At 42.8% G+C, this 20,410-nt stretch carries 24 protein-coding genes; 16 read left to right on the forward strand and 8 right to left on the reverse strand.

What is annotated here, in order from left to right; genetic code table 11:
* Window positions 1-3: 3 nt before the first annotated feature.
* The 5 genes from ahpF to ABEV15_RS06130 all read left to right on the forward strand — a co-directional run bounded on the left by ahpF (window position 4) and on the right by ABEV15_RS06130 (window position 4,727).
* The gene (ahpF, locus tag ABEV15_RS06110; protein ID WP_498852672.1) at window positions 4-1,533 is read left to right on the forward strand and encodes an alkyl hydroperoxide reductase subunit F; all 1,530 of its coding nucleotides are present in this window, start codon (window positions 4-6) and stop codon (window positions 1,531-1,533) included.
* 365 nt (window positions 1,534-1,898) lie between these two features.
* Window positions 1,899-3,281 (forward strand): glycine--tRNA ligase, encoded by a 1,383-nt coding sequence (locus tag ABEV15_RS06115; protein WP_498852673.1) that lies wholly within the window; start codon window positions 1,899-1,901, stop codon window positions 3,279-3,281.
* 58 nt (window positions 3,282-3,339) lie between these two features.
* Window positions 3,340-4,014: a uracil-DNA glycosylase gene (locus ABEV15_RS06120; protein ID WP_498852674.1), complete on the forward strand. Its 675-nt coding sequence runs from the start codon at window positions 3,340-3,342 to the stop codon at window positions 4,012-4,014.
* A complete protein-coding gene (locus tag ABEV15_RS06125) occupies window positions 3,989-4,192 on the forward strand; it encodes a uracil-DNA glycosylase (protein WP_498852675.1) in 204 nt (67 codons plus the stop codon). The genes ABEV15_RS06120 and ABEV15_RS06125 overlap by 26 nt, the downstream gene beginning before the upstream one ends.
* A 22-nt stretch (window positions 4,193-4,214) precedes the next feature.
* Window positions 4,215-4,727 (forward strand): potassium channel family protein, encoded by a 513-nt coding sequence (locus ABEV15_RS06130; RefSeq protein WP_498852676.1) that lies wholly within the window; start codon window positions 4,215-4,217, stop codon window positions 4,725-4,727.
* Between the two features lie 134 nt (window positions 4,728-4,861).
* Here ABEV15_RS06130 and ABEV15_RS06135 read toward each other — a convergent pair whose 3' ends face one another.
* On the reverse strand, window positions 4,862-6,478 hold the full coding sequence (locus tag ABEV15_RS06135; protein WP_498852677.1) for a glycoside hydrolase family 13 protein: 1,617 nt from the start codon (window positions 6,476-6,478) through the stop codon (window positions 4,862-4,864).
* Between the two features lie 100 nt (window positions 6,479-6,578).
* Between ABEV15_RS06135 and ABEV15_RS06140 the strand changes: the two genes are divergently transcribed.
* Together ABEV15_RS06140 and ABEV15_RS06145 are read left to right on the forward strand one after the other, a co-directional pair.
* Complete coding sequence (locus ABEV15_RS06140) at window positions 6,579-6,815, forward strand: YwdI family protein (RefSeq protein ID WP_192952177.1); 237 nt, start codon at window positions 6,579-6,581, stop codon at window positions 6,813-6,815.
* 11 nt (window positions 6,816-6,826) lie between these two features.
* Window positions 6,827-7,189, forward strand: coding sequence for a DUF423 domain-containing protein (locus ABEV15_RS06145; protein WP_192952178.1), 363 nt, complete (start codon window positions 6,827-6,829; stop codon window positions 7,187-7,189).
* Window positions 7,190-7,215: 26 nt separating this feature from the next.
* Here the strand turns inward: ABEV15_RS06145 and gerQ are convergent, their stop codons facing one another.
* The 3 genes from gerQ to hemQ form a co-directional block, all read right to left on the reverse strand.
* On the reverse strand, window positions 7,216-7,653 hold the full coding sequence (gene gerQ / locus ABEV15_RS06150; RefSeq protein WP_429630065.1) for a spore coat protein GerQ: 438 nt from the start codon (window positions 7,651-7,653) through the stop codon (window positions 7,216-7,218).
* A gap of 18 nt (window positions 7,654-7,671) precedes the next feature.
* On the reverse strand, window positions 7,672-8,094 hold the full coding sequence (locus ABEV15_RS06155; protein ID WP_498852678.1) for a cell wall hydrolase: 423 nt from the start codon (window positions 8,092-8,094) through the stop codon (window positions 7,672-7,674).
* Window positions 8,095-8,217: 123 nt separating this feature from the next.
* Window positions 8,218-8,964, reverse strand: a complete 747-nt coding sequence (hemQ, locus tag ABEV15_RS06160) for a hydrogen peroxide-dependent heme synthase (protein ID WP_429630069.1) — start codon at window positions 8,962-8,964, stop codon at window positions 8,218-8,220.
* A 259-nt stretch (window positions 8,965-9,223) separates the two neighbouring features.
* Between hemQ and pta the strand changes: the two genes are divergently transcribed.
* Both pta and lipL read left to right on the forward strand, forming a co-directional pair.
* Entirely contained in the window at window positions 9,224-10,210 is a 987-nt protein-coding gene (pta, locus tag ABEV15_RS06165) for a phosphate acetyltransferase (protein WP_429630071.1), read from the forward strand.
* Entirely contained in the window at window positions 10,210-11,034 is an 825-nt protein-coding gene (gene lipL, locus ABEV15_RS06170) for an octanoyl-[GcvH]:protein N-octanoyltransferase (protein ID WP_429630073.1), read from the forward strand. Before pta ends, lipL begins: the two co-directional genes overlap by 1 nt.
* A gap of 26 nt (window positions 11,035-11,060) precedes the next feature.
* Here the strand turns inward: lipL and ABEV15_RS06175 are convergent, their stop codons facing one another.
* The gene (locus tag ABEV15_RS06175; protein WP_429630075.1) at window positions 11,061-11,732 is read right to left on the reverse strand and encodes an RsfA family transcriptional regulator; all 672 of its coding nucleotides are present in this window, start codon (window positions 11,730-11,732) and stop codon (window positions 11,061-11,063) included.
* Window positions 11,733-11,877: 145 nt separating this feature from the next.
* Here ABEV15_RS06175 and ABEV15_RS06180 point away from each other — a divergent pair, with 145 nt between their 5' ends.
* The 3 genes from ABEV15_RS06180 to ABEV15_RS06190 all read left to right on the forward strand — a co-directional run bounded on the left by ABEV15_RS06180 (window position 11,878) and on the right by ABEV15_RS06190 (window position 14,046).
* Window positions 11,878-12,102: a YuzB family protein gene (locus ABEV15_RS06180; protein ID WP_003397078.1), complete on the forward strand. Its 225-nt coding sequence runs from the start codon at window positions 11,878-11,880 to the stop codon at window positions 12,100-12,102.
* Window positions 12,103-12,222: 120 nt separating this feature from the next.
* Entirely contained in the window at window positions 12,223-13,521 is a 1,299-nt protein-coding gene (locus tag ABEV15_RS06185) for an HD domain-containing protein (protein ID WP_429630078.1), read from the forward strand.
* Between the two features lie 12 nt (window positions 13,522-13,533).
* Window positions 13,534-14,046 (forward strand): YwgA family protein, encoded by a 513-nt coding sequence (locus ABEV15_RS06190; protein WP_429630080.1) that lies wholly within the window; start codon window positions 13,534-13,536, stop codon window positions 14,044-14,046.
* 11 nt (window positions 14,047-14,057) lie between these two features.
* Here ABEV15_RS06190 and thmT read toward each other — a convergent pair whose 3' ends face one another.
* Window positions 14,058-14,246, reverse strand: a complete 189-nt coding sequence (gene thmT, locus ABEV15_RS06195; RefSeq protein WP_003397075.1) for a 2-hydroxymuconate tautomerase — start codon at window positions 14,244-14,246, stop codon at window positions 14,058-14,060.
* Between the two features lie 131 nt (window positions 14,247-14,377).
* Here thmT and ABEV15_RS06200 point away from each other — a divergent pair, with 131 nt between their 5' ends.
* Window positions 14,378-15,046: a site-2 protease family protein gene (locus tag ABEV15_RS06200; RefSeq protein ID WP_498852679.1), complete on the forward strand. Its 669-nt coding sequence runs from the start codon at window positions 14,378-14,380 to the stop codon at window positions 15,044-15,046.
* 17 nt (window positions 15,047-15,063) lie between these two features.
* Window positions 15,064-15,570 (forward strand): YwhD family protein, encoded by a 507-nt coding sequence (locus tag ABEV15_RS06205; protein WP_429630084.1) that lies wholly within the window; start codon window positions 15,064-15,066, stop codon window positions 15,568-15,570.
* A 138-nt stretch (window positions 15,571-15,708) separates the two neighbouring features.
* Here ABEV15_RS06205 and ABEV15_RS06210 read toward each other — a convergent pair whose 3' ends face one another.
* On the reverse strand, window positions 15,709-17,760 hold the full coding sequence (locus ABEV15_RS06210) for a transglycosylase domain-containing protein (RefSeq protein ID WP_498852680.1): 2,052 nt from the start codon (window positions 17,758-17,760) through the stop codon (window positions 15,709-15,711).
* A 174-nt stretch (window positions 17,761-17,934) separates the two neighbouring features.
* Between ABEV15_RS06210 and speE the strand changes: the two genes are divergently transcribed.
* Window positions 17,935-18,762, forward strand: coding sequence for a polyamine aminopropyltransferase (speE, locus tag ABEV15_RS06215; protein ID WP_429630088.1), 828 nt, complete (start codon window positions 17,935-17,937; stop codon window positions 18,760-18,762).
* A gap of 12 nt (window positions 18,763-18,774) precedes the next feature.
* Window positions 18,775-19,647, forward strand: coding sequence for an agmatinase (speB, locus tag ABEV15_RS06220; RefSeq protein WP_035049330.1), 873 nt, complete (start codon window positions 18,775-18,777; stop codon window positions 19,645-19,647).
* Window positions 19,648-19,834: 187 nt separating this feature from the next.
* On the opposite strand, the gene ABEV15_RS06225 is transcribed toward speB, so the two are convergent.
* Window positions 19,835-20,410 carry a VanZ family protein gene (locus ABEV15_RS06225; RefSeq protein WP_498852681.1) on the reverse strand — a complete coding sequence of 192 codons (576 nt, stop codon included), beginning with the start codon at window positions 20,408-20,410 and terminating at the stop codon, window positions 19,835-19,837.

Below are 20,410 nucleotides of genomic sequence, written 5' to 3' on the forward strand. Positions count from 1 at the left end.
TCAATGGTATTGGATGCTGAAATTAAAGCACAGCTCGCCCAATATCTACAATTGATGGAAAATGACATTGTGTTAAAAGTGAGCGCGGGAGACGATTCAGTTTCCCGCGATATGCTTGCTTTAGTCGATGAGCTTGCAACAATGTCATCGAAAATCAAAGTAGAAAAAACAACGTTAGAGAGAACGCCAAGCTTTAGCGTCAATCGCGTTGGCGAAGACACAGGCGTTGTGTTCGCAGGAGTGCCTTTAGGACATGAATTTACTTCCCTTGTGCTTGCGTTGCTTCAAGTGAGTGGACGTCCGCCAAAGGTCGATCAAGCGGTCATTGATCAAATTAAAGGTTTACAAGGAACGTACCGTTTTGAAACATACGTCAGCTTAACGTGCCATAACTGTCCGGACGTCGTTCAAGCATTAAACGTCATGAGCGTACTAAATCCGAATGTTTCACACACGATGATTGATGGAGCAGCATTTAAAGAAGAAGTCGAACAAAAAGACATTATGGCGGTGCCAACTGTCTTTTTAAATGGCGAACCGTTCGCAAGCGGTCGGATGTCGCTTGAAGAAATTCTCGCGAAGTTAGGAAGCACGCCAGATGCTTCAACGTTCGCAAACAAAGACCCGTTCGACGTGCTTGTCATCGGTGGCGGACCTGCCGGTGCAACAGCAGCCATTTATGCTGCGCGTAAAGGCATTCGCACGGGAATTGTCGCTGAACGTTTTGGCGGTCAAATTTTAGATACACTAGGCATTGAAAACTTTATTAGCGTCAAATATACAGAAGGTCCAAAGCTCGCGGCAAGCCTTGAAGACCATGTGAAACATTACAATGTTGACATTATGAACTTGCAGCGTGCAAAGCGGTTGGAAAAGAAAGACCTCATTGAAGTTGAACTTGAAAACGGCGCCGTTTTAAAGAGTAAAGCGGTCATTATCGCGACAGGTGCGCGTTGGCGCAATCTCGGCGTCCCTGGCGAAGCGGAGTTCAAAAATAAAGGGGTTGCTTACTGCCCGCATTGCGACGGCCCGTTGTTCGAAGGAAAGCATGTCGCGGTCATTGGCGGTGGTAACTCTGGGGTCGAAGCGGCAATTGATCTAGCGGGAATTGCTAAGCATGTGACCGTTCTTGAGTTTGCGCCAGAATTAAAAGCGGACGCTGTATTGCAAGATCGTTTGTACAGCTTACCGAACGTAACAGTCATTAAAAATGCGCAAACAAAAGAAATTACAGGCACAGATAAAGTGAACGGCCTCACATATATTGATCGCGCAACAGGCGAAGAGCACCATATTGAACTTCAAGGTGTATTCGTGCAAATCGGGCTTGTACCGAATACAGAATGGTTAGAAGGAACGGTAGAGCGCAATCGCTTCGGTGAAATTATCGTCGATAAACGCGGTGCAACAAACGTTCCTGGCGTCTTCGCTGCTGGCGATTGTACAGATAGCGCATATAAACAGATTATCATTTCTATGGGCTCAGGCGCAACTGCTTCTTTAGGAGCGTTTGACTACTTAATTCGAAATTAATATGAATGCCCTTTAACTCACTTTTTGAAACTCGCTTTACTTATGATGGTAAAGCGAGTTTTGTTTTCTCCTCCCCTTGACGCTCATATTGTCGTTTGATACAATATCAACCAAACGAAATACAGGTGCAACGATGAAAGATGGATAGTAGCTAAGGTTGTTCTTTTATAGCGAGCTAGGGGCGGTGGAAGCCTAGCAAAGACGCTTAGCGAAACGGCAGTCTGGAGTTGCTTCACGCAAAAGTGGATGCGTTACGCATCAACTAGGGTGGAACCGCGGGAGTTACGCTCTCGTCCCTAGGCGAAAGGCCTAAGGATGAGAGCGTTTTTTGTTTTATATTTTATTAAATAAAAGGAGGATGAAAGATGTCGGTAACGATGGATCAAATTGTAGCACATGCGAAGCATCGCGGTTTTGTTTTTCCAGGCTCAGAAATTTACGGCGGATTAGCAAATACGTGGGATTACGGTCCGTTAGGGACAGAATTAAAAAACAACATTAAACGCGCATGGTGGAAAAAGTTCGTTCAACAATCGCCATATAACGTTGGTTTAGATGCCGCGATTTTAATGAACCCACGCACGTGGGAAGCGTCAGGTCATTTAGGAAACTTTAACGATCCGATGATTGACTGCAAACAATGTAAAGCGCGCCATCGGGCGGATAAGTTAATTGAAAGCGCGCTTGAAGCGAAAGGCATTGAAATGGTTGTCGATGGGCTTCCATTTGAAAAAATGGAACAGCTTATCCAAGAGCACAACATCGCTTGTCCAGATTGCGGCAGTCGGGATTTTACGAACATTCGTCAATTTAATTTAATGTTTAAAACGTTCCAAGGTGTGACGGAGTCGAGCGCAAACGAAATTTATCTTCGTCCTGAAACGGCGCAAGGCATTTTTGTCAACTTCAAAAACGTGCAACGGACGATGCGTAAAAAATTGCCGTTTGGTATTGCGCAAATCGGAAAAAGTTTTCGCAACGAAATTACACCAGGAAACTTTACGTTCCGCACACGCGAATTTGAACAAATGGAACTTGAGTTTTTCTGCAAGCCAGGAGAAGAATTGCAGTGGTTTGATTATTGGAAACAATATTGCGAACAATGGCTTTTATCGCTTGGCATGAAGCGTGAAAACATTCGTTTGCGCGATCATTCCGAAGACGAACTATCTCACTACAGCAACGCGACAACAGATATTGAATATAAATTCCCATTCGGCTGGGGTGAGCTATGGGGCATTGCATCACGTACGGATTACGATTTACGCCGTCATATGGAATATTCAGGAGAAGATTTCCACTACCTTGATCAAGAAACGAATGAACGTTTCATTCCGTATTGCATTGAGCCTTCACTCGGCGCAGATCGCGTGACGCTCGCATTTATGATTGATGCGTACGAAGAAGAGCAACTTGCAGACGGCACAACGCGTACGGTGATGCATCTTCACCCGGCATTGGCGCCATATAAGGCAGCGGTATTACCGTTATCGAAAAAGTTATCAGAAGGTGCACGTGCGATCTTTGAACAACTTTCACAACACTTTATGGTTGATTACGATGAGTCTGGATCAATCGGTAAACGTTATCGCCGGCAAGATGAAATCGGAACACCATTCTGTATTACGTATGATTTCGACTCAGAACAAGATCAAATGGTAACTGTGCGCGATCGCGACACGATGGAACAAACACGCATTCCAATCCCACAATTAAAAGACTTTTTAGAAGAAAAAATTCAGTTTTAGACGAAAACAGGCTATCCTATGTAGTAGGGTAGCCTTTATGTTAGGAAGGAGTGAAACGATGAGCATATTGAAAAATGATTGGGCGCCTCTATTAGAAGAGGAATTTCAAAAGCCGTATTATTTGAAGTTGCGTCAGTTTTTAAAAGAAGAATATCGAACGAAAACGATTTATCCCGATATGCACGATATTTTCAACGCTCTTCATTACACGCCATATGCCGATGTGAAAGTTGTCATTTTAGGACAAGACCCATATCACGGGCCTAATCAAGCGCACGGATTAAGTTTTTCTGTAAAACCGGGCGTCGCTTTGCCTCCGTCACTATTAAATATTTTTAAAGAGCTACACGATGACCTCGGGTGTTATATTCCAAACAACGGTTATTTATTAAAATGGGCGAAGCAAGGGGTGCTATTGTTAAATACGGTATTAACGGTACGGCAAGGGGAAGCAAACTCGCACAAAGGAAAAGGATGGGAACATTTTACGGATCGCATCATTGAACTTGTGAATGAAAAGACGGAGCCGGTCGTCTTTATTTTATGGGGGCGTCATGCCCAAGCGAAAAAAGCGCTCATTACAAATGAACATCATTATCTTATTGAAGCCCCGCATCCAAGTCCGTTTTCCGCCGCGCGAGGCTTTTTCGGTAGCCGCCCGTTTTCGAAAACGAACGCGTTTTTACAACGAACAGGGAGAGAGACAATTGACTGGCAAATCGAAAACATTTGATACACGAATAAACTGTTATGCATGCAAACATTTTTACGTCACGTGGGATCCGCAGCTGCCGCGCGGTTGTCGTGCGTTCGGTTTTAAAAGCGTCGCGTTGCCGTCTATTGTCGTTAAGCAATCATCTGGCGCGCCTTGCATGAAGTTTGTAAAAAAAGAAAATAAGGGGAACGGATGAGTTCGTCGCGCTCTATCGTCGCGTGCGCGAGCTTGTCAAAAACGGAACGCCTGTCGTTGTCGTCGAACGGAATGTGGGCTGGCTTGAAGAAATGGACGACTCGATTCCGTATGTTGAAGGAGATGCGACAGCAGATGATGTGTTGATTGCCGCAGGTATTGAGCGTGCAGCGGGATTAGTTGCTGCGTTGCCTTCTGATGCAGATAACGTCTTTATTTCTTTAACAGCAAAAGGACTAAATCCTAACATTCAAGTTGTCGCGCGTGCCGAACGAACGGAATCGGAAGAAAAATTGCGACGTGCTGGTGCCGATAAAGTTATTAACCCTGCGTTTTTGAGTGGTCGGCGCATGGCGATGACGATGTTAAAGCCTGTGAGTGTCGATTATGTCGATACGATTTTTCATGACCATGCAGAACAATATGCAATTGAAGAAATTACGATTGAACCTCATTCCCCATTTGTCGAGACATCTGTTCGCGATCAAGCGGTCCGTACGCGTTTTGGTGTGACGATTATTGCCATTCAACGTTAAGACGACATTATTGGCAATCCGATGCCAGAGGAGCGATTTTATGTTGGAGATGTCATCATTGTATTCGGTGAGAAACGAGCATTAGATGCGTTTGAGCAGTCGGTAAATAAAAAATAAGCAGCCATATCGGCTACTTATTGCAATGCATAAATTCTTGCTTCATGTGGACGCATATGAAGCGTTGTTCCTTCTTCTTTTACGTCTGTATAGTTGCCGAGCAAGAGATGGCGGCTTGCAGAGCTGAGCTCTTCCGGCAATGTATATACGTTGTCGCTGTCGCAATGATTTAAAACGATCAGCCAGCGAACGCCATCGAGCTCGCGTGTATAGGCGTAAATGTACGGCTCATTTTCTGAAAGATCGCGGAACGTGCCGTACACCATGACTGGATTTTGTTTGCGTAATTGAATAAGCTTTTTATAGTAATAATACACCGAGTTCGGATCAGCTAATGCTTGTTTCACGTTAATTTCTTTATAATTCGGATTGACTTTTAGCCAAGGTGTTCCCGTCGTAAATCCTGCATGTTCACTATCGTCCCATTGCATCGGCGTGCGCGAGTTATCGCGGCTCAATAGCTGCAAGCCTTCGAGCACTTCTTTCGGATCGCGACCTTTCGCGACTTCTTCCGCATATTTGTTTTTCATCGCAATGTCGTCATAGTCATCAATTGAGTCAAATTTGACGCCCGTCATGCCGATTTCTTCTCCTTGATAAATGTATGGCGTTCCAGGCAACGTATGCACGAGCGTAGCGAGCAATTTCGCTGATTCAACACGGAACTGTTTATCGTTTCCGTAGCGCGTCACTTGTCGCGTGTGGTCGTGGTTGTTTAAAAATTGTGAGTTCCATCCTTTCCCCCACAACCCTTCATACCAACGTTTTTGAATTTGTTTAAAGCGAATCGGATCCCATGTCGGCATTTCGTCACATACTTCAAAATGGAAAAGGGTATGTAGCTCGTTTCGGTCTTCTCCGACATATTTCAACCCTTCTTCTGGCGACACGAAAGCGACTTCACCGACTGTGAAAATATCATAATGCTTTAACACTTTTTCATGCATTTCTTGCAAGTAATCGTGCACGCCTGGGTTGTTTGTTAAATAGCGAATGTCATATGGATTTTCGGCATCAGGAAACCCTTCTGGTTTGGCAAGCAAAGCAATCGCATCTAAACGGAACCCGTCAATGCCTTTATCTAACCAAAAGCGCATCATTTTATAAATTTCTTCACGAACTTCTTTATTTTCCCAATTTAAATCAGGTTGTTCAACCGCAAAGGAATGGAAGTAGTATTGCCCTGTTTTTTCATCGTATTCCCATGCGGACGGTGTAAAGTATGAACGCCAGTTATTCGGTTTGTCACGCCATATGTACCAATCGCGTTTCGGATTGTCTTTTGATGAACGAGACTCAATAAACCAAGGGTGTTGGTCAGATGTATGGTTCACGACAAGGTCCATAATTAATTTCATTCCACGTTTATGTACCTCATGAAGCAAGCGGTCAAACGTCTCCATATCACCCGCTTTATCCATGATGCGATAGTAATCAGAAATATCGTATCCGTTATCTTTATCTAGGGACTCATAGCACGGATTGAGCCAAATGACATCGACCCCTAAGTCGCGAATGTAATCAAGCTTTTGAATAAGCCCTTCCAAATCGCCATACCCGTCGCCGTTTGAGTCAAAAAAGCTACGCCAATACACTTGATAGACGACAGCTTCTTTCCACCATGTCCGTTTCATTTGCTGTCACTCCTTTTTTAAAGCGTTTTCAATTTGAAAAGTTGCTATGTATAAGATAACATTGTTTTAGTGGAAAAAGAAGTGGGGGAGTGAAAACGTTTTGGACATATCGGTGACAAATGTATTAACAAAGATAGAGGAAGAAATCGCAAAAGCCAAACATGCTTCATCACCGCAAGCGGTGCGTGAACATATATATGCCGTTCGCGCATTGTGCGACGTCATTTTACAACAACCATCGCCAAGTGCACAAACGGTCATTACATCGCAACCAGCAACAACTGAACGATTAGATATTGATAGCGATGCGAACGGACCATCATTACTTGATTTTTAGGGGGGAACAATATGAAACTATTTACAATGATCGCATCGATTAGTGCAGCGTTATGTGTTGCGCTCGGTGCGTTCGGGGCACATGTGTTGGAAGGAAAAATTCCAGAACGGTATATGGACATATGGCAAAAAGCCGTTCAATATCAAATGTTCCATACGATCGGTTTATTTCTCGTTGCGTTGTTAGCGACAAAATGGCCGAATGTGATGCCGGCTGGTTGGTTGATGCTTGTGGGAATCGTTTTATTTTCAGGCAGTTTATATGTACTGAGCTTGACGCAAGTAAAAATACTTGGAGCGATCACGCCGTTTGGTGGCGTATCGTTTATTATCGCTTGGCTACTTTTAGCGTATATAGCGATAAAACAAATGTAAAACGAGGCGTGTTTGACGCCTCGTTTTTAACGCGGAGCATATGTGCTTAATCCACCACCCGATGCAAACGGATATTCATAATTAATTTCTTCATCAAATGTCACATAGTCGAGATAAATCATCGGCAATAAATAGCGCATGCCTGTTTGTGGATCACTTAAAATAAGATGGTCGCGTCCAGCTGCTTCAACGACGCCGCGGAAAATTTTCGCATTCCATTCACGATTGTTTTCAAACGTCATATAAACGGTTGCGATTTTACCTTTGTTTAGGCGCAAAATGTTTTCAATGTACGACTCTTCAATCGGGAGCATCCCCGATAGCGGTGCGGTTGTTGGTGTTTGCATCGCTCCCGTTTGGGGCGTAAACGTTGGTGTAGGCAACCCAAATGGATATGTTGGCATTTGGTACGGATAGTAGTAAGGATATGCATAATAAGGAACTTGTTGTCTTTCTTCACTCATACTAACCCCTCCCTTAAATTAATATACGCGTGGACAATCCCAGCGAGTTGGCGCGTAAAAACAATGAGATTTGAAGCGACCGGTATTCCATTGATTAAACCATCGTGGTGGACAAGGACCATCTGGTCGGAAAAACCAAAGCGCATGCGTTGCTGGATGAAACCGCTCACCGCGAATGACGCGCCGGGCAAGGCGCATGTCTTCTTCGCGCGCGCGTTGATAAAAATATCCTTTTTGTACCGCTTCAAATCCGCCTGGGCTTTGAAATACCATTTGACGAATCGTACGAAGATCTTTAAAGTCTAGGCAGTCCGCGCGCACGCGGTTGATCCCGACATTCCCTACCATCAACATGCCGAGTTGACCATCTTCTTCTGCTTCTGCCCGCATGAGACGCGCAAGCAGTTTGACCTCTTCTTCTGTATATGCAACAACAGCCATCCCTTCACCTCGCTTTATGAAAAATCGTTATTAACCTATGATGAAAAATAAGAAAATGTGAGGAAAGTCGTCATTGTTATATGTATGAGATCCATCATAAAAAAAGACCTCCAAATCGGAGGTCTACACGTGTAAAAACTGTTCTATTTTCTCTTTCGGTAAGATGTTGCCGACAAAGAAAGAGCCGAATTCACCAAATCGTGCGCTCACTTCATCGAAGCGCATTTCATACACAAGCTTTTTAAATTGAAGGACATCATTTGAAAAGAGCGTGACTCCCCATTCATAGTCGTCAAAGCCGACAGAACCTGTAATAATTTGTACGACTTTTCCAGCATATTTTCGTCCTGTCATGCCGTGTGCGCGCATTAAATTGCGACGTTCTTCCATCGGAAGCATATACCAGTTATCGTTTCCTTGGCGACGCTTGTCCATCGGATAAAAACAAACGTGATTTGTTTTTGGCAAAATCGGATATAAACGGCGGCGAATTTCTGGATTTTCATACGGATCGCCTGCTTCTGCTGGCAAGTAGTTGCTTAGCTCAACGACAGAGACGTACGAGTAGGCTGGCACGAGATATTCAGCTAATTTTGTTTTATTGATCGCTGTTTCAATTTCATGAAGCTCTTCCATTGTTGGGCGTAAAAGCATAAACATGATGTCTGCTTTTTGTCCCATAATCGTGTAAATGGCATGGCTACCTTCATTTGCAGCTTCTGTTTTTTCCCATTTTTCCACTAATGTTAAAAACTCTTGAATCGCCTCTTGGCGCTCATCGTTTGCTAGCGTTTTCCAAGCCGTCCAATCAATCGTGCGGAAATCATGCAGACAATACCAACCATCTAACGTTTGTGCGGCTTCGCTCATATTCAACACTCCTTTTGTTATGTACTATTCAAATTTTATCATATGTGTTTTGTTTGTGCCAAACGCACTATTTTAATCATTTTTATGAGAAAAGCGATGAAGCAAAGATGGCTGACATATGTTGTTGATCTGCACATAAAAAACAGAATTATTAAAAAAAAAAGACTATTTTTGTTTATGACGTAATTCATTGCTTTTCGTCTTAATAAGAGTATCCTAATAGGTAGACGAATTTTTTTAAACTAAGGAGGAACATTTCGTGAACGATTTATTTGTAGCCTTAAAACAGAAGGTGGCAGGAAAAAATGTAACGATCGTGTTTCCAGAAGGACTAGATGAACGTATTTTAACAGCTGTCGGACGTCTAGCGGAAGAAAATGTATTACATCCGATTGTCATCGGCGACCAAGAAGCTGTCGTTCAAAAAGCAAAAGAACTTGGTTTCACACTTGATGAGAAAGTAGAGATCATCAATCCGCATACGTATGAAGGAATGGATGAAATGGTTGCCGCTTTTATTGAACGCCGAAAAGGAAAAGTGACGGAAGAGGATGCGCGCAATATTTTGCTTGATGAAAATTACTTCGGTACGATGCTTGTGTATATGGGCAAAGCGCACGGGCTTGTGAGCGGTGCCGCACATTCAACAGCGGATACGGTTCGCCCTGCGTTACAAATTATTAAAACAAAACCAGGCATTCGCAAAACGTCGGGCGTGTTCATTATGGTGCGTGGCGATGAAAAATATGTATTTGCCGATTGCGCCATTAACATCGCTCCAGATAGCCAAGATTTAGCGGAAATTGCTATCGAAAGCGCGCAAACAGCGAAAATGTTTGATATTGAGCCGCGCGTAGCGATGCTTAGCTTCTCAACGAAAGGGTCGGCGAAATCGCCAGAAACAGAAAAGGTGATCGAAGCGGTGCGCATCGCAAAAGAAATGGCACCAGAGCTAACGCTCGACGGCGAGTTTCAATTTGATGCGGCTTTTGTGCCGTCTGTGGCGAAAAAGAAAGCGCCAGACTCCGTCATTCAAGGCGATGCGAACGTCTTTATTTTCCCAAGCTTAGAAGCCGGAAATATCGGATATAAAATTGCCCAACGCCTCGGCAACTTTGAAGCGGTCGGCCCAATTTTACAAGGGTTAAATCAACCGGTGAACGACTTATCGCGCGGATGTAACGCCGAAGATGTATACAAATTATCACTTATCACAGCAGCGCAGGCACTTGCGGCGATGGAATAATGAGCGAATTGTTGCGACAACAAACGTGGCGAATTATCGATCATTCGAGCCTCGGGCCATCGTTTGATGCGAAACAGTCATTTGCGTTTGATGATGCGCTTTGCGAATCAGTTGGTAACGGTCAGTCGCATCCGATTGTTCGCTTATGGGTGCACCATCACACGGTTGTGCTTGGCATTCAAGATACGAAACTGCCGTACATTGAAAAAGGACTCGCCTACTTACATGAACAAGGTTGGCATACGATCGTTCGCAATTCTGGTGGGTTGGCGGTCGTATTAGATGAAGGGGTTTTGAACGTTTCACTTATTTTTCCGGATACAAAAAAAGGAATTGATATTGATCGAGGATATGAGGCGATGGCGACACTCATTGCGCGTATGTTGCCAGAAGCGTATGTGCAAATAGGGGAAGTCGTCGGTTCGTATTGTCCGGGAAGTTTTGATTTAAGTATTGACGGAAGAAAGTTTGCGGGCATTTCACAGCGGCGCATTCGAGGCGGCGTTGCGGTGCAAGTGTATATATGTGCAAACGGAAGCGGTGCCGAAAGAGCACAATGGATTCGTGAGTTTTATGAGCGCTCGCTTGCTGGGGTGCAAACGAAGTTTACGTATCCGACGATCATTCCGCATACGATGGCATCGTTAAGTGAATTGCTCGGCAAAGAAATGACCGTTTCAACGCTTATCATCCGCCTATATGAAACGCTTCAATCGTTTGGAAGTACGCTTGCGCCATCATCGCTTACTCAAGCAGAATGGGAGCGATACTATATGTACTTTCAGCGTATGATCGACCGAAATGAAACGATGTTGCCGAAATAAAAAAGCTGTCCGGTGTGACAGCTTTTTTACTCGGCAATTTTTTCGATTTTTTCTAAATTTCCGTTGCGATCCATTTTGAAAATAGGTGCCTTAAACTCATCTTCTGAAATTTCGATTTGTCTTGCCCGATTAATGATTCGCGCCATCGTTTCGTAATCTCCGCGCAATTCTTCATTTTCTTTTTGTAGTTTTGTAAATTGTTTTTCTAGTTGTTTATATTGTTGTTGTAATTGCTCGAGCTCCAGCTTTAGCTGCTTATTTTCCACTAATGCTGTTTCTTGACCGATGTACGATTGCTTTAAAGAGTGTAAAAAAGCAATGACATGGTCAAGCGTTAAGTGACTTGTTTCGACATGCTCATATTCATTTGTTTGCACTTCTAACGGTTCCATCCCTAATTCTTCAAGCGAAGGTACGGGAGGTGTATAAAGCGGCCGCTTTCGCAACGCATGTTTATTTCCGAGTGCGCGTTGCCGTTGTTTACGAAACTTTTTCGCCATTTGTAGCGACTCTTCGTATTGTTGGCGAACGACCGCATTCCAACGAAATCCGCATGCGGCTGATGTGCGGTTTAATTTATCGCCCACTTCTTCAAATGCATTCAATTGCGTGCTCCCTTCGCGCACGTGGCGCAGCACCGTTTCGGCTAACAATAAATCTTCTTCTTCAGTCCAAGCATCTTGCCGTTTTTTTGTCATGGAAAAAACCCCTTTCGCATTCTTTTATTTTCATAATCACCAAAAAACAAGAAAGATATACTATTTTTCAAAGGAAATAGATGTAGCTTGCATTGTTCGCATATAAGCGTTAGAATACTCGTTAGCGAAAAGGAGTGAGGACGGTATGCAAAATGAATTTCGTGTCTGCGACGATTGCCAAGCAACAAACTTAAAAACGTTGTTGCCAAGGTTAAAAAAATTAGATCCGAATGCGACTATTGAAATTGGCTGCCAATCGTATTGCGGTCCTGGTCGAAAAAAAGTGTTTGCGTTCGTCAACAATCGCCCTGTATCAGCGATGACGGAAGATGAATTAATTGAAAAAATTGCTGCGAAGTTAAAAAAATAAAAAATCGCCTTTGTGTTAGAAGGTGATTTTTTTCTTTATTTCAGGAAAAAGGAACGCTTTGTTTTTTACAAAGAACGCTCTATAATAAAGCTATGTTATGAACGGAAGAGGGGGAGAAGGTTGTATCCCAACGAAAAATTGAGCGAAGAGAAAGTGTTTAAAGATCCGGTGCATCGGTATGTGCATGTGCGAGATAAAGTCATTTGGGATTTAATTGGCACAAAAGAATTCCAACGGCTGCGTCGCATTAAACAGCTCGGTACGACGTATTTGACGTTTCACGGTGCGGAGCATAGTCGCTTTAATCATTCGCTTGGTGTATATGAAATTGTTCGTCGCATCGTTGACGATGTGTTCGCCGGCCGACCGGATTGGGATGAAAACGAGCGCTTGCTTTGTTTATGCGCTGCGCTCTTACACGATTTAGGGCATGGGCCGTTTTCGCATTCATTTGAAAAAGTGTTTCATCTTGATCATGAACAGTTTACGCGCGCAATTATTTTAGGCGATACGGAAGTGAATGCGGTGCTTCGTCGTGTATCATTAAACTTTCCGAAAAAGGTTGCGGAAGTCATTGCGAAGACGTACGAAAATAAGCTCGTCGTTAGCCTTATTTCAAGTCAAATTGACGCCGATCGCATGGACTATTTATTGCGCGATGCTTACTATACAGGTGTCAGTTACGGACATTTTGATATGGAGCGCATTTTGCGTGTGATGCGTCCGCGCGAAGAACAAGTCGTTATTAAGCGAAGCGGCATGCATGCGGTAGAAGACTATATTATGAGCCGATATCAAATGTATTGGCAAGTATATTTCCATCCTGTCACGCGCAGCGCTGAAGTGATTTTGACGAAAATTTTGCACCGTGCGAAACATTTATATTTAGCCGGTTATACATTTCAAACACCTCCTGTCCATTTCCAATCTCTTTTTCATGGAAACGTGCAACTAGAAGACTATTTAAAATTAGATGAAGCGGTGACATTATACTATTTTCAACAATGGCAAGATGAACGAGATTCGATTTTAAGCGATTTATGCCGTCGTTTTATGAATCGCAATTTATTTAAATACGTCGAATTTCAACCGACGAACGAGGAAATGAAAAAGCTAGTGGAATTGACGACGTTGTTTAAGAAGGCAGGCATCGATCCGGATTATTATTTAGTCGTTGACTCTTCATCCGATCTTCCGTACGACTTTTATCGTCCTGGTGAAGAAGAGGAGAGGCTTCCGATTTATTTATTAATGCCGAACGGGGAGTTGCGCGAATTATCGCGGGAATCGACGATCGTTGATGCGATCTCCGGGAAGCGCCGCACCGATCATAAATTATATTTTCCGCAAGATTTTCTCGATGATTTATCGACAAAACGAAATATAAAGAAAAAAATTAAGCAACTTTTATATGAATAGGAGATGGGGACATTGCTTTTTGAGCATGCGAAAATAATGAAAGCGTTGGCGGCAGTCGGGGAGATTGTAGGGCGAAAAAAGCTGCAAAAAATGATTTACATTGCGAAAAAAATGAAATTTCCTTTTTATGAAAAGTTCGATTTTCATTTTTACGGTCCGTATTCAGAAGAGCTGACGTTGCGCATTGAAGAGTTATGTAACGTCGGATTTTTGCAAGAAATGAAAGAGAAAAAAGGCGGATATTATCAATATCGTTATGCGTTGACGGAAGCAGGCGAGCAGTTTTTAACGCATTACCATTTGGACATGCCTGGTTTAGATGTTTGCTTGCGCAGCTTAAATGAACAAAGTGCAAGATTTTTAGAGCTTGTTTCTACGATTTTATATTTTGAAGACTTAAGTAAAGATGAAGTGAAAGAAAAAGTATTTACATTAAAAAGCAAGCAGCGATACACAGAAGAAGAAATTGGAGAAGCGTATCGTTACATCGAACAGTTACGTGAGCAGACGTACATAAAAAGCTGACCCCCCGATGGTCAGCTTTCGTCGCTTAATCGCTTTCCGCCAATCGCATAATGATTTTTCGACATTTCTTCAATAAAGACGACAATTTTTTCTTTCGGTGCACCTGTCGTTTCCGCAACGGCTTCTGTTACTTTTTCAACGAGCGCTCGTTTTTGTTCTTCTGTGCGACCTTCTAGCATTTTTACTGTCACATATGGCATCGCGATCGCCCCTTTCTTTTTTGTTCGACAATCGTTATTATACCATTCATCGACTGTTATCAGTAGTGTTTCGTCTTGTTTTTCGTGTATAATAATCAAAAAATGAAAAAAGTTTGAAAAGGGGAAGAAACGTGGACCAATTTTTAGCATATCCGCTTCGGGAAATACCGTATGTTGTGTTGGCGCTTGCGCTTGCGTTTTCTGTTCATGAATTTGCGCACGCATACGTGGCGTATAAATTTGGTGATCCGACGGCAAAACAACAAGGGAGACTAACGTTGTCGCCGCTCGCTCATTTAGACATACTAGGGACATTGCTTATTTTTATCGCTGGGTTCGGTTGGGCGCGTCCGGTGCCGGTGAATCGCGGCTATTTTCGTCACCCACGTTTAGCGGGCATTCTCGTTTCTGTGGCAGGTCCGCTCAGCAATTTGTTGCTTGCGGCCATTGGTTTCGCTTTATGGTATGCGATGATTCGCATCGGTATATTTGACTTTATTCCGATATGGTTTCAAGACGGATTGTATCAGTTTTTTGAAATTTATATCGGACTTAATATTTTATTATTTGTCTTTAACTTGCTTCCGTTCCCTCCGCTTGATGGGTATCGCATCATTGAAGATTTAGCGCCGACGCACGTGCGTGCGAAAATGACGCAATTTGAAAATTATGGAGCGCTTATTTTTTTAATTCTTATTTTTACGCCATTAGACCAATATACGATTCAACCGATTTTTCATGTCGCTATTCCAGCGGTTGCCCAATGGTTGCAAGGCATATTTTCAACGCTTATTTTGTAAGGAAAGGATGATCGATCATGGAAGAGAAAAAAAAGCCGATGTTTAACATTATCAAAAAGGAGCCAAAAGTGCACGGAACGTTTGGAACGGGGGTGCTCAGTTTATCAAACGTTTCTCCGATCATCATCGACGTCGAAGCAGGCGAAGCGTTTATTGATATGGGGGCGATGCATGCGCGCAGCGTCGTAGAAAAAGGCATTAAATTTACGCCAAATCGTGATGAAGTGCCAAACGGCAAGCCGTATTGGCTCGTCTGGGTGACGATTGATCATGCGGAAGAAGGACCGTATTATGCAGGGGTGACGGCATGTGAAATGACGGTCGATCGTGAAGCGCGTCGCGGGTATAAATTGCTTCCTGAGCACGTCAATCGCATGGATAAATCGTTAAAACGCCATATTATCGTTGATCATATGGATGAGCGATCAAAAGAAGTATTAGCTTCATTTTTACAACAACATAATCGTGACATGTGGGAGCGTTCGAGCGAAGAATTGAAACGCCAGCTTCGAAATCATGGATAAAATGTGACGGTTTTGTGAACGAAAACCCGTCCATACTTGTCGCTGAGTGGGAAAAGGAGTAAACTAAAGGTGCGAATGTAACACATGATAAAACTAGGAAACATAAACGCCCAAGCATATGAGCTTGGGCGTTTATGTTTAAAACCAATCAAACAGCCGTTCAAACCAAGAGTCTCCCTCTTTTTTCTTTTTCTTCTTTTTCTTTTCCGCTGGATGATCTTTGCAGTAGTCGGTTGGTTCTGTGCCGACGACATAGTAAGTTAACCGTTTCGTCGGACAAGTTGTTGTGGCAAGCTGGCCGCTATGGGGATCGACATATACGCCAATCACTCCTTCTGGCGGCTCGAATGTTGCAACTTTTTTTCCGCGCAAACTATCTTCCATAAAATTGATCCAAATATGTTTAGCATACTGTTTTTCATCTGTCCGATCGATCGTTTCGTCGCGATCATATCCTGTCCAAACTGCCGTAACGAGTTGAGGAGTATAGCCAATCATCCAACTATCTGTTTTCGTCGTTCCTGATTTTCCGGCATACGGGCGGGTCATGCGTGAAATAATCGATTGCCCTGTCACCGAAGCATAGTCATTTAACGTTGGATCAAACATGCCAGTCATTAAATGTGTCGTCACAAAAGAAAGCATCGGATCGAGTATTTGTTCATCATTTGACCGTTGTTCATATAGAACTTTTCCTTCGTAATTTGTCACTTTTTTAATGAACACAGGCTCGACCTTTTTTCCGCCATTGGCGATGATGCTGTAGGCGCGCGCCATATCAATGACTTTAACGGGCGACGTCCCGAGAGCAAGCGACGGCACTTGTTTCAGTTTACTTGTAATGCCGAGTTGTTTCGCAATTGCCACAAGCTTGTCCTGTCCAAGCAACAAATGCGTTTTTACGGCATAGACGTTATCCGAAAGAGCAATCGCTTGGGCGAGTGTAATCGTATCGTTTGCGTAATAGTTGTTAAAGTTGCGCGGCGTATACGTCGAACCGTCGTCAAGCGTAAACGTCGTTGCCTCACTGCGCAATTGTGTTGACGGTGTAAATCCGTTTTGGAGCGCCACATAATATAAAAACGGTTTAAACGTTGAGCCAGGTTGACGTTCCGCTTGTGTCACGCGATTGAACGGGCTTTTTTCATAGTCGCGTCCTCCGACAAGCGCTTTGACTTCTCCTGTCTTTGGCTCCATCGCAATAAGCGCTACTTGAATGTTTGATTGCGAATGAATCGTTTCTTTTATTTTTTCTTCTGCGATTGCTTGCATGTTGACATCGAGCGTTGTGTATACGCGTAACCCGCCCATTTCAGTCGTTTCTTCATCGAGTCCGAGCACCGTTTTTAACATATGTTTGACCGCATCTTGAAAATATGGAGCGATCGTCTTTGTTTTCATTTGTTGTCCGTTTGAAAAATGAAGCGGTTCGTTTGCCGCTTGTTTTGCTTCTTCTTTTGATAAAAAATTCGCTTCCACCATCGAATGTAAAACGATGCGTTGTCGCTTTTTTGCTCGCTCTAGATTGACAAGCGGGGAGTAGTAATTCGGTCCTTTCGGAATGCCTGCAAGCATCGCTGCTTCTGCCACTGTCAACTCACGAGCGGACTTCCCAAAATAAAAGTTTGCGGCTGCTTCAATTCCGTATACGCCATGTCCGTAATAAATCGTGTTTAAATACCCTTCTAAAATGTCTTCTTTGTCATAGTTCACTTCGAGTTGAATCGTATATAGCGCTTCTTGTATTTTTCGCCACCATGTTTTCTCATAGCTTAAAAATAAGTTGCGCGCATATTGTTGGGTAATTGTGCTTGCCCCTTGAACTTTTGCCATCGCTTTTATATCTGCAACGATCGCTCCGGCGATGCGTTTCAAATCGAAACCATAATGATCAAAAAATTTCCGATCTTCCACTGCAATCGTTGCATCAATGGCATGTTGGGACATATCGGATAATTTAATCCAATATCGTTTCCCGCCGTAATGATTTTCACCAATTTTCGTTCCGTCTTCTGCATAAAAAATCGTTGATTGCGGAACGGCTAAAGGGGGAGGACCTTTCCATTTCGCAAATATAATAAGCCCTGCGATTATTATGGTGCATAAAAGGCTAGCAACAAAAGCAAGCCAAAGGAATAGACGCATATATTTAAATGTTCGTTTCCATCGTTCGATGGCAATTGTCTCCATAGCCATCACCTCATTTTTTACGTTTAAAATTAGTATGAAAACATTTTTATTTTTTTAAACGTTTTCTAGCAATTTTTACTTGAAATTTTGCTAGATTGCTCTATACTTTTTCATGTTTAGCATTTTATTTTTGGGCATGATAAGCGGTGCATTATTGACGAAAGGGTGTTCAATATGGAACTTTGGTTCACTGAAAAACAGACGGACAACTTTGGGATTACAGCACGAATTAAACGCACTTTACATACAGAGCAAACGGAATTCCAAAAGCTCGATATGGTCGAAACAGAAGAATTCGGAAACATGCTTATTTTAGACGGCATGGTTATGACGACGCAAAAAGATGAGTTCGTCTATCATGAAATGGTTGCGCACGTTCCGCTATTTACGCATCCAAATCCAGAAAACGTTCTTGTTGTTGGCGGTGGAGACGGCGGTGTTATTCGCGAAGTGTTAAAGCATCCGAGCGTGAAAAAAGCGACGCTTGTTGAAATTGACGGAAAAGTGATCGAGTATTCGAAAAAATATTTGCCAGAAATCGCCGGTCAACTAGACGATCCGCGTGTAGAAGTCAAAGTGGATGACGGTTTCATGCATATTGCGCAAAGCGAAAACGAATACGACGTCATTATGGTTGACTCGACAGAGCCTGTTGGTCCAGCAGTCAATTTATTTACAAAAGGGTTTTATGCGGGCATTGCGAAAGCGTTAAAAGAAGACGGCATTTTTGTCGCACAAACAGATAATCCATGGTTTAAAGCGGACTTAATTCGCAACGTGCAACGCGACGTGCGCGAAATTTTCCCAATTACACGTCTATATATCGCAAACATCCCAACGTATCCGAGCGGCATGTGGACGTTTACACTCGGTTCGAAAAAATATGATCCGCTTGAAGTGAGCGATGAGCGCTTCCATGACATTGAAACGAAATATTATACAAAACAGCTTCATAAAGCATGCTTCGTATTGCCGAAATTTGTTGAAGACTTAGTGAAGTAAGGGGAGAAAACGATGCGATTCGATGAAGCGTATTCTGGCAACGTATTTATTAAAAGCCATCCAAACTTTGAAGAAAGCCAAGCGGTCATTTACGGGATGCCAATGGACTGGACAGTTAGCTACCGTCCGGGCTCTCGCTTCGGTCCAGCGCGCATTCGCGAAGTGTCGATCGGACTGGAAGAATACAGTCCATATTTAGATCGCGAGCTCGATGAAGTGAAATATTTTGATGCGGGTGATATTCCTTTACCGTTTGGTAATGCTCAGCGCAGTTTAGACATGATTGAACAGTTTGTCGATCGTATATTGGAAGCAGGAAAATTTCCACTTGGTCTTGGCGGCGAGCATTTAGTGTCTTGGCCGGTCATGAAAGCGGTATATAAGAAATATCCAGACTTAGCGATTATTCATATGGATGCTCATACGGATTTGCGTGAGCATTACGAAGGCGAGCCGTTGTCGCATTCCACGCCAATTCGCAAAATTGCTGAACTTATCGGACCGAAAAACGTATATTCTTTCGGCATTCGTTCTGGAATGAAAGAAGAATTTGAGTGGGCAAAAGAAAATGGCATGTATATTGCGAAATTTGACGTGCTTGAGCCGTTAAAAGAAGTGCTTCCGACGCTTGCAGGCCGTCCGGTATATGTCACAATCGACATTGATGTATTAGATCCAGCGCATGCGCCAGGAACAGGAACAGTCGATGCGGGCGGCATTACGTCAAAAGAGCTATTAGCTGCCATTCACGCCATCGCTCGTTCAGATGTGCGCGTTGTCGGAGCAGATTTAGTTGAAGTTGCACCTGTGTATGACCATTCTGAACAAACAGCCAACACAGCAAGCAAACTCGTGCGCGAAATGCTTCTCGGTTGGGTGAAATAAAGATCAATCCCTGTCGGTGAGACAGGGATTTTTCAATGGGGAAGGAAAGTATAAAATTTTACGATAAGGAGGCTCACTGTCTAGCTCCAATTCCCACCAGTGTCGTGTGTTTTGTCCTCTTTTTTGGTTGTAACATATTCACTGTAGGAAACAAGGGCAATACTTTTTTATCTTTAGGTAGTTTTGTTTATCGTTTATTATGATGAATAATAAAGTTGACGAGTGAACTCCTTTTTATGTCTTTATTAATCTTAGAGTAATTTTCTACAAACAAAACAAGTACACGATATAAATAGTAACCGATCCAAATACCGAATGTATTCATTAAAATGTCATTAATATCTACAATTCGTTCGGAATATGATGTTAGAATAAATTGAATTAGCTGTAACCCTTCAATGACAAGAGGAACAAGTAAACTCCAAAGGATCTTTTCTTTGGAGTTTACTTTTTTTATAAAAGGAAATATGATCCCAAAAGGAACGGTCATAAAAATATTCAGTATATAATTGATAGGTGAGCGATGTAGGTTAATAAAAGGTACCACATTTATTATTTCATCTATGTTTTGCTTAAAGGAATTGCCAAGAAACAAGGTGATAGGGAATTGTGTATATTTAATTAATAAACATATATAAAGAAAGAAAGATGATAAAAAAAAGAATCGTATACGTTCTTTTCTGAACTTTATCCATATAAACATAACACCCATGGCAAAAAAAATAACAAAAAGCGGTCCTTCTGTTAAAGCCGATGATAAAAT

It is taken from the genome of Bhargavaea massiliensis (assembly GCF_050480245.1).
GTDB lineage: Bacteria > Bacillota > Bacilli > Bacillales > Anoxybacillaceae > Anoxybacillus.